The following is a 12,115-nucleotide window of genomic DNA, read 5'->3' as shown; positions in this document are numbered from 1 at the left end:
GTCCCGCAACCTCTCAACATTTTTTTAACGTTAGTTGATTTATACTTTTTTCTTTTCGGGATCTTGCCAGGAATTAAATACGGAATAAACACTCACCTCACTCTCCTGGACTTCGTAGATAATAACATAGGGGAAGCGTTTGACTACAGCTTCCCTAAATGGTTTTCTTTTCTCCGAAAAATGAAAAGGATAGTTTTTAATCCACTTAAAATACGAGTTAAGATGATCTAAAAATAAATCACCCAACCCACTTTGTTTTCTCTCATAATAAAGAAAAGCTTCAATTACTTCTAATTGAGCTTCCTCTTTAATTATAAGCTTAAAAGTCATTTCTTCAAAGCATTTTTAGCTCTTTGCTGCACTTCTTCCCAGGAATATGATTCGCTTTTCTCTTTTAAATGATTCAACCTGCGGTTATCCATTTCATGGTAATCTGATTCGGAGAGAACTGAAGAGTCGTTATTTTCATAACTTTCGGCGAGAGAAAGCATCATTTCTAATAGACGTGCATCTGCTTCTTCAACATATTTAAGGACCGTTTTCTTTAACGCTATTGTTTCCATAATCAGAATATTATTGGTCTTATAAAATTACAAATTTTATCTCTACTCCACTTTTACCATTTTCATAACAGCAAAAATGCCTGCAGATGCCTAATTTGCTGTAAGAATTTATAATTATGGGATTTGAGCATTTTGATGTATTTGTGATAGGAACCGGGACCGCCGGAAAGGGTGTTGCTAAAGATTGCGCTAAAGCAGGATGGAAAGTAGCGATAACCGATAACAGGGAGTATGGCGGCACCTGCCCAAATCGTGGCTGTGATCCTAAAAAAGTTCTGGTAGGTTTTACCGAAATTATAGATCGCGCCACTAAAATGCAAGGTAAAGGAATTACGAAAATGCCGGAAGTAAATTGGAGTGATCTAATGACTTTTAAAGAAACATTCTTAGATGCCATTCCTGCTGCTACCGAAAAAGATCTGGCAGCCCTGGACATAAAAATGTATCACCAATCTCCGAAATTTTTAGATAAAAACACGCTTTCTGTGGAAGGCAAAACGATAACCGCAGATAAGATCGTTATCGCAACCGGACAAAAACCTATGCCGTTGAGAATTCCTGGCGAAGAATACGCTCTTTTAAGTGAAGATTTTCTCGATCTAAAAGAATTACCCGAAACAATGATTTTTATCGGCGCCGGATATATTGGGATGGAATTCGCGCATATCGCAGCCCGTTTTGGTGTAAAAGTCACCATGATGGATTTTATGCCAGGTCCGCTTTCCAACTTTGATGAAGATATGGTGAACTACATCCAGCAGGTTTCGGAAGAAGATCTGGGAATCGATTTTATTTTTAATGCAGAAGTGAAGGAAATTGAAAAGCTGCAAAAGAACTTTAGGGTAAAAGGAATTCAGGATGGGAAAGAGATTTCAGCAAAAGCTGAAATGGTTTTTAATACTGCAGGTCGTGTTCCATCTATAGAAGATCTGGATCTGGAAAAAGGAAACGTTGCCTTTTCAAAAAAGGGAATTACGGTTAACGAATTTCTTCAAAATTCAACCAATAAAAACGTGTATGCCTGTGGTGATGTTTCAGACAGTTCGGGATTACCTTTAACCCCGCTTTCTTCACAGGAATCAAAGATCGTTTCAGCAAATCTTTTAAATAGTAAAGAGCCTAAAAAAGCAGATTATCCTCCTCAACCTACCGTGGTTTATACCCTACCAAAACTGGCTTTCGTAGGACTTTCAGAAAAAGAAGCTAAGGAACAGGGATACGACTATGAACTGGAACATAAATTAGTGCCCGACTGGTTTAATGCTAAACACATCAATGAAAAGATATATGCTTATAAGACCTTAGTGGATAAGAAAACCGGATTGGTACTTGGCGCTCATTTGGTTGGCCCGGAAGCTTCAGAAATCATCAATATGTTTGTAATGGCGATGTGTGGAAAGCTTGATTGTGAAACTTTAAAAAAAATGATTTTCACTTATCCCAGTTGGGCAAGCGACATTAAAGGAATGGTTTAAATTCTTTACTTTTTTATTGACTACTGGATTTAGTTTTACTCTCAAGGAACTTATACATCGGGTTAGTTTCCTTATTCATCCAACCGTGATAAATAATATTTGAAAAAATAGCAACCGCACCTATTAAAGCAGAATAAGTAATAAGTGGAATTTCGCCAAAATGTCTAAAATAAATAGCGATTAACGCCCAAACTCCAACTGCGGCAAATTCCCGCATATTTCTGCGCCAGATGATAGCGATATTTATAAAAACAGCCACTGCAATAATAATAACCGTCCAAATTTCTTCCCCAAAAAACGGGGCTGTCCAGCCTATTTTAGAAAGGTAAGCCGAAACATTGGCGATACTGGCAACGGCGATCCAACCCGAATACAAGCAGATAGGCCACCAACTAAAAGCAATGATCTTTAAGGGAGCATCCCAGCGCTCCATATTGGTATTGAGAATGACTTTTATTAAGGAAAACATAATTAGAAACATCAATAAAACCGAAAGTCCTGTAAATTCATTAAGCCAGGCGATAACCCAACCGGCATTGGCAAGGTTAGCAATTAGAAACCAATACCCAGAATTCCTTAAAAACTCCAGATCATTTTTCGCGGAAAATGCCTGGAAAAGTTGATAGCCGGAAAAACCTAAAAGCGAAAGGAAGATTATTCCCCAAATGGCAAAAGCGTAACCTGCAGGAGTAAAAAGATTATAATACTCGGCGCTAAGGCTGCCCATAGTGTTGCCGTTAATAATCCCGGTTTGGGAAATATAACTTACCGCAATGATCAAGATTACCGAGATGAAATTTAAAATAGCAAGACGTTTTTCCATTTTTAGCTGTTTTCTATTAAAATTACTTCATTTTGGGTAATCGCGTATGCTTTTTCCCCTTCATTTAGCTTCATCATAAAATTCCCGGTGAATTCTCCAAACGCAGGAAAGATCAACTGATCTTTTCTTCGGAAAAAACAAGGTAACTTCAGGCTTTGTTTTCCTTTTCCATTTAATCGGTAGCCAGGATGAATATGGCCACAAAGATTAAAGAAACCTACTCTGTTTTCAGGATGATGGGTAAGTAAAAAACCATTAAGCTGCCATTCTGAATGAATTTTAACGCCCAGCTTTTCATATTTTAAGGGAGAAATTATATCGTGATTTCCTGCTATTAAAACTACTTCGGCTTCTACATAACTGAGCCAGTTTTCGAATAATTTCCACTCACTATTAAGATCGCTATGAAAAAGATCGCCTAGAAAACAGACGGTTTTAGGCTGAAATTTCCCAACAACTTCACTCAGCCTTAAAAAATTTGCATTAATAGCTTTATGAGGCACTGCACTTCCAAATTTCCTGAAATGCGAGATCTTCCCCAAATGCACATCGCTAATTAAGAGGATTTCCTCTTCTTTCCAAAAAGCGGCACCGCTGGGGTGGAGTTCAAAAGTTTGGTTTTGGAGGTTTATTGTCATCTAATTACAATGTATGAAACTATACGTCATTACGATCCCGATGCTAATCGGGAGAAGTAATCTCTTGCGGATTTTAGAAAAGCACAGATTGCCGCGTCGGCTTCCGCCTTCTCCTTTAGACTTGCATAATTAGATCCTGAAACAAGTTCAGGATGACGTAATATTATAATTTATGTAAAATCTCAGCTGCTTTTTCCAGGGTTTCATCGGTTTTGGCAAAACAGAAACGCAATTGTTTGTGATCTTTGCCATCTTTATGAAATACCGAAACCGGAATTGTGGCCAGTCCGAATTCAGTAATTAATCTTTTCGCAAAATCCACATCGTGTTCATCGGTAATTTCTGAATAATCCATCACTTGGAAATAGGTTCCTTTTGAAGGTGTTCCTTTAAATTTTGAGCCCTGCATCAATTCCAAAAACTTATCTCGCTTTTTCTGATAGAAATTTCCCAGGTTCAAATAATGATCCGGATTTTTTAAATATTCAGCGAAAGCTCTTTGCATTGGATGATTAACACAAAAAACCGTAGCCTGATGAAACTTAATGATCTCTTTCATTAAAACTTCGGGTGCCACGCAGTAGCCCATTTTCCAACCCGTGTTATGAAAAGTTTTCCCAAAAGAAGCACAAACAATAGCTCTTTCAGCTAAACCAAGGAACTTTGAGGCACTTTGATGCTGTTCCTCATCATAAATAAGATGCTCATAAACCTCATCGCTTAACAGGATAATATTGGTGTCTTTTAGCAATTTTTCAAGTTGCTGCATATCGTTTTTTGAAAGAACAGTTCCAGTCGGATTATGCGGTGTATTGATTACGATCATCCTGGTTTTAGAAGTGATTTTTTCTTCCACTTCCTGCCAGTCAATTTTAAAATCTTTTCCTTTTAATTCAATTAAAACAGGTTTCCCACCGGCCAGTTTAATGTCCGGTTCGTAAGAATCGTAAGCCGGTTTAAAGACAATTACTTCATCTCCAGGATGAACAAATGCGCTTATAGCACAATACAATGCCTGGGTAGCTCCAGCGGTGAAGATAATTTCAGAAGCTTCATCGTATTTCTTCCCGTAAAGATTTTCTATTTTACTAACTATTTGCTCACGCAATTCGGGAATGCCATTCATTGGCGGATACTGGTTGTAGCCATCTTTCATAGCTTTACAAACCAGCTCCTTTAAATGATTATCGGTTTCGAAATTCGGAAAACCCTGAGAAAGATCTATCGCATTATGCTTTCTTGCCAGTCCACTCATTACTGAAAATATACTGGTTTTTCCGGCTGGAAGTTTTGAAGGAAGATTTTGGAAATCTGGCATTATGTTATTTTTAAATAAGTTGCATAAAAAATCCCAAATTCAAAAGGAATTTGGGATTGATTTATTTGTATTTAAGGAAGTTTTATCCTTTTACGCTAGCTGCAAGATATTCACGGTTCATACGCGCGATATTCTCTAAAGAAATTCCTTTAGGACATTCTATTTCGCAGGCTCCCGTATTACTACAGTTTCCAAATCCTTCTTCGTCCATTTGTCTGACCATTGCCTGAACACGCTCAGTAGCTTCTACACGCCCTTGCGGAAGCAAAGCATATTGAGAAACTTTTGCTGAAGTAAACAACATAGCACTTGCATTTTTACAAGCTGCTACACAAGCTCCACAACCAATACAGGTTGCCGCGTTAAAAGCTTCATCGGCTTTTTCTTTTTCTATAGGAATAGTATTGGCATCTACGGTGTTCCCCGAAGTATTTACCGAAACATATCCCCAGGCTTGTTGAATCCTGTCAAAAGCAGTACGATCTACAATAAGGTCTTTTATTACCGGAAAAGCTTTTGCTCTAAATGGCTCTATATAAATGGTATCACCATCTTTAAAAGAACGCATATGCAACTGGCAGGTTGCGATTAACTTATCTGGCCCGTGAGGCTCCCCGTTAATTTGCAAAGAACAGGAACCACAAATTCCCTCACGACAATCGTGATCAAACTGAATGGTATCTTCTCCTTTTTCTACCAACTGCTCGTTAAGTATATCCAGCATTTCAAGAAAAGACATATCACCGTCTATCCCATCTACAGGATAATCTACCATTTTTCCTTTAGCAGTGGCATTTTCCTGACGCCATATTTTAAGTGTTAACTTCATATCGTTAAAAGTATTGAGTAGTGAGTATTTAGTATTGAGCTTTTATACTCAATACTAAAATCTCAATTCTATTTATAACTTCTTGTTTTCAATTCTATATTTTCAAATACCAGGTCTTCTTTATGAAGCACGGCATCTGCAGGTTTCCCTTTATATTCCCAGGCAGCAACATACTTAAAGTTCTCATCGTCTCTTAAAGCTTCACCTTCCTCGGTTTGGTATTCTTCTCTAAAGTGCCCTCCACAAGATTCTTCTCTATGTAGTGCATCTTTAGCGAATAACTCTCCAAGTTCAAGGAAATCTGCTACACGACCTGCTTTTTCAAGCTCGGCGTTCTTAGAAGTTGCACTTCCGGGAACTTTTACGTTTTTCCAGAAATCTTCTCTTAAAGCTGCAATTTCTTCAATCGCTTCTTTTAATCCTTCTGCATTACGTGCCATTCCACATTTGTTCCACATAATCAATCCTAATTCCTTGTGATAGGAATCTACAGATTTCGTTCCGCCGGCATTCATCATTTTATCAATTCGCTCCTTCACTGCTTTCTCGGTTTCTTCAAATTCTGCTGAATCTGTAGGAATTGCTCCGGTACGAATGTCTTTTGATAAATAATCTCCAATAGTGTATGGTAGTACAAAATAACCATCTGCCAGCCCTTGCATTAATGCAGAAGCCCCAAGTCTGTTAGCGCCGTGATCTGAGAAGTTTGCTTCTCCGGCAGCATAACAACCAGGAATGGTAGTTTGTAGGTTGTAATCTACCCAAAGTCCACCCATTGTATAGTGAACCGCAGGATATATCATCATTGGGGTTTCATACGGATTCTGGTCTACGATCTTCTGATACATATCGAAGAGGTTTCCGTATTTAGAAGCCACAACTTCTTTCCCAAGTTTTGTAATTTCTTCTTTTGAAGCATTTTTATTTCCAGAGGTAAAGGCTTTTTCTTTTCCGTAACGCTCAATAGCACTAGAGAAATCAAGATAAACTGCCTGTCCTGTTTTATTTACTCCATAACCGGCATCGCAACGCTCTTTAGCTGCTCTTGAAGCCACATCTCGAGGCACAAGGTTACCAAATGCGGGATAACGACGCTCTAAATAATAATCTCTTTCTTCTTCTGAAAGTTCTGTTGGTTTTTTCTTGCCTTCTCTTATTGCCTTTGCATCTTCTTCTTTCTTAGGCACCCAGATTCGTCCATCATTCCGAAGAGATTCAGACATCAAAGTCAATTTAGACTGGTGATCTCCGGTAACCGGAATACAGGTTGGGTGAATTTGTGTATAGCAAGGGTTAGCGAAATAAGCTCCTCTACGGTGAGCTCTCCAGGCTGCCATCACGTTACTTCCCATCGCATTTGTAGAAAGGAAGAAAACATTCCCATAACCACCGGAAGCCAATACCACGGCGTGAGCCGAGTGGCGTTCAATCTCACCGGTAACCATATTTCTGGCAATAATTCCACGAGCTTTACCATCTACCAATACCAAATCCATCATTTCGTGACGGTTGTAAGGCTTGATCTTTCCACGGTTAATTTGGCGGTTCATTGCTGAATATGCTCCCAACAACAACTGTTGTCCTGTTTGTCCTTTCGCATAAAAGGTACGGGAAACAAGCACCCCACCAAAAGAGCGGTTATCTAAATAACCACCATATTCACGGGCAAAAGGAACTCCCTGTGCCACACATTGATCTATAATATTTCCTGAAACCTCAGCAAGACGATAAACGTTCCCTTCACGAGAACGATAATCCCCACCTTTTACAGTATCGTAAAACAAACGGTAATCTGAATCGCCATCTCCCTGGTAATTTTTGGAGGCGTTAATTCCTCCTTGGGCGGCGATTGAGTGAGCACGTCTTGGAGAATCTTGATAACAAAATGTTTTTACATTATAACCTAATTCGGCAAGAGTTGCAGCTGCAGCTCCTCCCGCAAGACCTGTTCCAATAACGATAACATCGATATTACGCTTATTGGCCGGGTTTACCAGGTTAATATCATTTTTATGATTGGTCCACTTTTCTGCTAGAGGCCCTTTAGGTATTTTTGAATCTAAAACTGACATAAATCTTACGTATTAAAGGTTATTAATATAGTGAAAAAGGGCTATAAAAATAAATCCTAGCGGTATGATGATCGCATAAGCTTTGGTAAATCCTCTAAGTCCTTTAGCGTACTTATTTCTCCATCCAACAGATTGGAAAGAAGAAGAAAAGCCGTGATAAAGGTGAAGGGCCAAAAATACAAATGAAACCACGTATAATATTGTTCTAACCGGGCTTTGGAATTTCGCCACTAACTCATCATAATAACGAGCAGCGTCTTCGGGATGCGATTCTATATATTTATGAATCATTTCCGGAAACCAGAAATCGTAAAAGTGAAGCCCTAAAAAAGCTAAAACTACAAGTCCGGAGTAAATCATATTTCTTGAAACCCAGCTTGAATTTTCATTTCCGGCAAACTTCACATATTTTATGTCTCTTGCTCCACGGTTTTTCGCTTCCAGTATAAAACCCATTACAAAGTGAAAAATCACTCCAAAAATTAGAACCGGTTGCAATAAAGCCTGGACAAAAAAGTTGGTTCCCATAAAGTGAGAAACTTCATTAAAGACGTCTTTACTGAATACTGAAATAAAATTGATGCTGAAATGCTGAGCTAAAAATAAGACCAGAAATAGTCCCGATAAGGCCATAGCAAATTTTCTTGCTATGGTTGAATTTAGAAATCCACCCATTGGTTTGATAATTTTATAGAAATTTAACAGCAAAAATACACTCCAAATCACTTACGGACAAACTTTCAAGGCTGTTTATAGGACTATTTAGAACAAGTATAAGTAAGCGATAATTTTGTTGAAGATTATTATTCCGAATTAACACAATAATAAAGCTTAAAACCTTTACCTAATGCTATCTTCCAAGGCACTTCAATTCTTTTTGCTGAAAATTCATATAAATACGGCTACACAATTCACAACCAGGTTAGGAATTAAAACTCCATAAAAAAAGCTACCCATAGATTTAGGTAGCTTTTTAATAAAATTTAATTTTCGAAATTATTTTTCTAAGCTTTTTGGTAACTATCAGCATGAACATTTGCTACTGCTCTACCCGATGGATCGTTCATATTTTTAAAAGACTCATCCCATTCTAAAGCGGTTGGTGTACTACAGGCTACAGAAGGTACAGAAGGTACTGACATTGCTGCCGCATCACTTGGAAAATGATCGGTGAAAATAGATCGGTAATAATATTCTTCTTTACTAGATGGTGGCTGAATTGGAAATTTAAAGTGTGCATTTTTAAGCTGCTCATCGCTCACCTCTGCATTAACCAATTCTTTTAAAGTATCTATCCAACTATAACCAACCCCATCTGAAAATTGTTCTTTTTGTCTCCAGGCTACGCTTTCTGGCAAATAATCTTCAAATGCCTTTCTTAGGACCCATTTTTCAATACGTTCCCCGGTAATCATCTTATCTTTCGTGTTTATTCTCATGGCTACGTCCATAAATTCTTTATCCAAAAATGGAACACGACCCTCTATACCCCAGGCGCTAAGAGATTTATTAGCCCGCAAACAATCATATTGATGTAATTTATCTAATTTTCGAACGGTCTCCTCGTGAAAATCCTTTGCACTCGGAGCTTTATGAAAGTAAAGATATCCACCAAATATTTCATCTGCACCTTCACCCGAAAGCACCATTTTGATTCCCAAAGATTTGATAGTTCTAGCCATTAAATACATAGGAGTAGACGCCCTAATTGTGGTTACATCATAAGTTTCTAAATGATAAATCACATCTTTAATCGCATCTAATCCTTCCTGTATAGTGAATTTTATTTCGTGATGCACCGTGTCTAAATGATCGGCCACTTTTTGTGCAGCCGCAAGATCTGGCGAACCCTCTAACCCTATGGCAAAAGAGTGCAATCTCGGCCACCAGGCCGCGTCTTTATCGTCACTCTCTATTCTTTTTTCTGAATACAATTTGGCAACTGCAGAAGTAATTGAAGAATCTAAGCCACCTGAAAGTAAAACCCCATAAGGAACATCACTCATTAACTGCCGGTGTACCGCTTTTTCAAGAGCTTCCTTTAAATCTTCGATACTGGTTTCATTATCCTTTACGGCATCATATTCCATCCAGTCACGCTCATACCATTTTTGAAAACCTTCCTTTTTACTGGATAAATAATGCCCGGGAGGAAATAATTCAATCTTAGTACATTTTCCTTCCAGAGCTTTAAGTTCTGAAGCTACATAAAAGGTTCCGTTTTGATCCCAGCCTATATATAAAGGAATAATCCCCATATGATCTCGAGCAATAAAATACTCATCATTCTCAGCATCATAAATAGCAAAACCAAAAATCCCGTTTAATTCATCTAAAAAGCTATCTCCTTTTTCTTTATAGAGCGCAAGGATAACCTCACAATCAGATTTTGTTTGAAAATTATAATTTGGAAACTGACTTCTTAATTCTTTATGATTATAGATCTCGCCATTTGCAGCAAGCACTAGCTGTTTATCATCAGATAATAATGGTTGTCCACCAGAAATAGGATCTACAATAGCCAGACGCTCATGCGCCAAAATCGCTTTTTCATCACTATAAATTCCACTCCAGTCTGGGCCACGATGTCTTAAACATTTAGCCATTTCTAATATTTGAGGTCTTAAGTCTTCAGACTTCTCTTTTAAATCGAATGCACAAACAATTCCACACACAGCATTAAAGTTTTAAGTATTAATATTGAAACAAATATTGAATAAATATTTCATAAAAAAAGCTAATAGAGTATATCTGGTTACATATGAAAATTTAAAATTGAATATTAACTTCATATTAAAAATAATTTTTAATAATAATTACAATTTAATTTCAGCAGTAAACTACTTCGGAGTAAACTCGAGTAGAATTTTCGGGAAACATTAAAAATATTATTCCCAAACTTGAAGATTGCGAAAATCACCTTTTGGTTGAATTTCTCCTAATTTCTCCGATTTTGCAAAAACTTAATGGGAACTAAGCCAGCTTTTTAGTAATTTCAGGAGATAGAATTTCAACATTAATTCATAAGTTTTCATGGATTTTATAGACTACTACAAATTGCTGGAATTAGATAAATCTGCCAGCCAGGCTGATATTAAAAAAGCCTACCGGAAGCTGGCCAGGAAATATCACCCAGATCTCAACCCCAATAATAAGGAAGCTCAGCTCAGGTTTCAGCAAATAAATGAAGCCAACGAAGTTTTGAGCGATCCCGAAAAACGTAAGAAATACGACCAATACGGGAAAGACTGGCAACACGCCGATGCTTACGAAGAAGCTAAAAAACAACAGCAAGCTTCTGGCGGCAGAGCTTACTCGGGCGGCGGATTTGGTGGCGGCCAGGGCGGCTATTCCTATTCAGGAAATTTTGACGATGATACTTTTTCAGACTTCTTTGAAGAAATGTTTGGCAGTGGCGCAAGAGCTCACGGTTCAGGCCGCGGCCGTCATTTTAAAGGCCAGGATTTTAATGCTGAACTTCAGCTAAACCTAAGCGATGTGTATACCAGTCACAAACAAACGCTAACGGTAAATGGGAAAAATATCCGACTTACAATACCCGCCGGAGTTGAGAATGGGCAAACCATTAAGATTAAAGGTCACGGCGGGCCGGGCGTTCAGGGTGGCCCTAAAGGCGATCTTTATATCACTTTTAATATTGCAAACAACACAAAATTCAAAAGAGAAAAAGAGAATTTATTCTGCACTGTAAACCTGGATTTATATACCGCTTTACTTGGCGGGGAACTCACCGTAGACACTTTTGGCGGAAAAGTTAAGTTAAAAGTAAAGCCTGAAACCCAACCCGGAACTAAAGTGAAATTAAAAGGCAAAGGCTTTCCGAAATATAAAAAGGAAAATCAGTTTGGAGATTTAATTATCACTTATGATGTAAAAATGCCGACAAACTTAAGCGCGAGAGAAAGAGAACTGTTTCAAGAACTTCAAAAATTACGCTCATGAATTTAGAAGATTTAATACCAACCGATGAGATTTGCGCAAGGTATAAAGTGAAACGCACTTTTGTTAGTTCGCTTTACGAAAGCGGTTTGATAGAAATTATTACCGTAGAAGACACAGAGTATGTGCATTGCGATGAGATTTCAGAATTTGAGAGGCTATGGCGTTTGCATTACGACCTCGATATAAATTTGGAAGGGCTTGAAGCAATTCAGCATTTATTAAGGCAGGTGAAAAAATTACAAAAGAAAAATCTAGAGCTTAAAAACCGTTTGGGTTTATATGAGTAAACCAGGATTTGTCTCGAAATCAAGTTATAGTTCCAGATAATACTTATAGGCTTGCCTGGAGGTTTTTTCCTCTGGGAGATAATGATAACTTTGCAGGAAGACTTTACAAACGAACAAACCTCACAGGTTTTGGAAACCTGCGAGGTT

Annotated in this window: 12 protein-coding genes; 3 read left to right on the top strand and 9 right to left on the bottom strand. The window is 38.0% G+C overall.

The genetic code is table 11. From position 1 onward, the window contains the following. Positions 1 to 39: 39 nt before the first annotated feature. Together B4F31_RS00180 and B4F31_RS00175 are read right to left on the bottom strand one after the other, a co-directional pair. Complete coding sequence (locus B4F31_RS00180) at positions 40 to 330, bottom strand: type II toxin-antitoxin system RelE/ParE family toxin (RefSeq protein ID WP_286760313.1); 291 nt, start codon at positions 328 to 330, stop codon at positions 40 to 42. Beyond that, complete coding sequence (locus B4F31_RS00175) at positions 327 to 563, bottom strand: hypothetical protein (protein WP_075325168.1); 237 nt, start codon at positions 561 to 563, stop codon at positions 327 to 329. Before B4F31_RS00175 ends, B4F31_RS00180 begins: the two co-directional genes overlap by 4 nt. A gap of 116 nt (positions 564 to 679) precedes the next feature. On the opposite strand from B4F31_RS00175, the gene B4F31_RS00170 reads away from it, so the two are divergent. Further along, a complete protein-coding gene (locus B4F31_RS00170) occupies positions 680 to 2,038 on the top strand; it encodes a dihydrolipoyl dehydrogenase family protein (RefSeq protein WP_075325169.1) in 1,359 nt (452 codons plus the stop codon). 13 nt (positions 2,039 to 2,051) lie between these two features. Here the strand turns inward: B4F31_RS00170 and B4F31_RS00165 are convergent, their stop codons facing one another. The 7 genes from B4F31_RS00165 to asnB all read right to left on the bottom strand — a co-directional run bounded on the left by B4F31_RS00165 (position 2,052) and on the right by asnB (position 10,393). Further along, positions 2,052 to 2,861 carry a hypothetical protein gene (locus B4F31_RS00165; RefSeq protein ID WP_093305636.1) on the bottom strand — a complete coding sequence of 270 codons (810 nt, stop codon included), beginning with the start codon at positions 2,859 to 2,861 and terminating at the stop codon, positions 2,052 to 2,054. A gap of 2 nt (positions 2,862 to 2,863) precedes the next feature. Further along, positions 2,864 to 3,499, bottom strand: a complete 636-nt coding sequence (pdeM, locus tag B4F31_RS00160) for a ligase-associated DNA damage response endonuclease PdeM (RefSeq protein ID WP_075325171.1) — start codon at positions 3,497 to 3,499, stop codon at positions 2,864 to 2,866. A gap of 163 nt (positions 3,500 to 3,662) precedes the next feature. Beyond that, a complete protein-coding gene (locus B4F31_RS00155; protein WP_075325172.1) occupies positions 3,663 to 4,817 on the bottom strand; it encodes a methionine aminotransferase in 1,155 nt (384 codons plus the stop codon). A gap of 82 nt (positions 4,818 to 4,899) precedes the next feature. Beyond that, positions 4,900 to 5,646 (bottom strand): succinate dehydrogenase/fumarate reductase iron-sulfur subunit, encoded by a 747-nt coding sequence (locus tag B4F31_RS00150; protein WP_075325173.1) that lies wholly within the window; start codon positions 5,644 to 5,646, stop codon positions 4,900 to 4,902. Between the two features lie 68 nt (positions 5,647 to 5,714). Further along, complete coding sequence (locus tag B4F31_RS00145) at positions 5,715 to 7,718, bottom strand: fumarate reductase/succinate dehydrogenase flavoprotein subunit (protein ID WP_093305634.1); 2,004 nt, start codon at positions 7,716 to 7,718, stop codon at positions 5,715 to 5,717. Between the two features lie 12 nt (positions 7,719 to 7,730). Further along, on the bottom strand, positions 7,731 to 8,393 hold the full coding sequence (locus B4F31_RS00140) for a succinate dehydrogenase cytochrome b subunit (RefSeq protein WP_075325175.1): 663 nt from the start codon (positions 8,391 to 8,393) through the stop codon (positions 7,731 to 7,733). 329 nt (positions 8,394 to 8,722) lie between these two features. Further along, the gene (asnB, locus tag B4F31_RS00135; RefSeq protein WP_093305630.1) at positions 8,723 to 10,393 is read right to left on the bottom strand and encodes an asparagine synthase B; all 1,671 of its coding nucleotides are present in this window, start codon (positions 10,391 to 10,393) and stop codon (positions 8,723 to 8,725) included. 358 nt (positions 10,394 to 10,751) lie between these two features. On the opposite strand from asnB, the gene B4F31_RS00130 reads away from it, so the two are divergent. Together B4F31_RS00130 and B4F31_RS00125 are read left to right on the top strand one after the other, a co-directional pair. Beyond that, on the top strand, positions 10,752 to 11,681 hold the full coding sequence (locus B4F31_RS00130; RefSeq protein ID WP_075325177.1) for a DnaJ C-terminal domain-containing protein: 930 nt from the start codon (positions 10,752 to 10,754) through the stop codon (positions 11,679 to 11,681). Further along, the gene (locus tag B4F31_RS00125) at positions 11,678 to 11,968 is read left to right on the top strand and encodes a chaperone modulator CbpM (RefSeq protein ID WP_075325178.1); all 291 of its coding nucleotides are present in this window, start codon (positions 11,678 to 11,680) and stop codon (positions 11,966 to 11,968) included. Before B4F31_RS00130 ends, B4F31_RS00125 begins: the two co-directional genes overlap by 4 nt. Positions 11,969 to 12,115: the final 147 nt, after the last annotated feature.

The sequence above is a fragment of the Salegentibacter sp. UBA1130 genome (genome assembly GCF_002311535.1).
Taxonomy (GTDB): Bacteria; Bacteroidota; Bacteroidia; order Flavobacteriales; family Flavobacteriaceae; genus Salegentibacter; species Salegentibacter agarivorans.
Note: the sequence above shows the minus strand (reverse complement) of the source record. Positions and strands in the feature narration are given on the sequence as shown.

Excerpts from the sequence above, each read along its gene's own strand:
- B4F31_RS00145 (WP_093305634.1), bottom strand. The coding sequence starts at position 7,718 with ATGTCAGTTTTAGATTCAAAAATACCTAAAGGGCCTCTAGCAGAAAAG.
- B4F31_RS00170 (WP_075325169.1), top strand. The coding sequence starts at position 680 with ATGGGATTTGAGCATTTTGATGTATTTGTGATAGGAACCGGGACCGCC.
- B4F31_RS00180 (WP_286760313.1), bottom strand. The coding sequence starts at position 330 with ATGACTTTTAAGCTTATAATTAAAGAGGAAGCTCAATTAGAAGTAATT.
- B4F31_RS00130 (WP_075325177.1), top strand. The coding sequence starts at position 10,752 with ATGGATTTTATAGACTACTACAAATTGCTGGAATTAGATAAATCTGCC.
- pdeM (WP_075325171.1), bottom strand. The coding sequence starts at position 3,499 with ATGACAATAAACCTCCAAAACCAAACTTTTGAACTCCACCCCAGCGGT.
- B4F31_RS00150 (WP_075325173.1), bottom strand. The coding sequence starts at position 5,646 with ATGAAGTTAACACTTAAAATATGGCGTCAGGAAAATGCCACTGCTAAA.
- B4F31_RS00125 (WP_075325178.1), top strand. The coding sequence starts at position 11,678 with ATGAATTTAGAAGATTTAATACCAACCGATGAGATTTGCGCAAGGTAT.
- B4F31_RS00155 (WP_075325172.1), bottom strand. The coding sequence starts at position 4,817 with ATGCCAGATTTCCAAAATCTTCCTTCAAAACTTCCAGCCGGAAAAACC.
- B4F31_RS00140 (WP_075325175.1), bottom strand. The coding sequence starts at position 8,393 with ATGGGTGGATTTCTAAATTCAACCATAGCAAGAAAATTTGCTATGGCC.
- B4F31_RS00165 (WP_093305636.1), bottom strand. The coding sequence starts at position 2,861 with ATGGAAAAACGTCTTGCTATTTTAAATTTCATCTCGGTAATCTTGATC.
- B4F31_RS00175 (WP_075325168.1), bottom strand. The coding sequence starts at position 563 with ATGGAAACAATAGCGTTAAAGAAAACGGTCCTTAAATATGTTGAAGAA.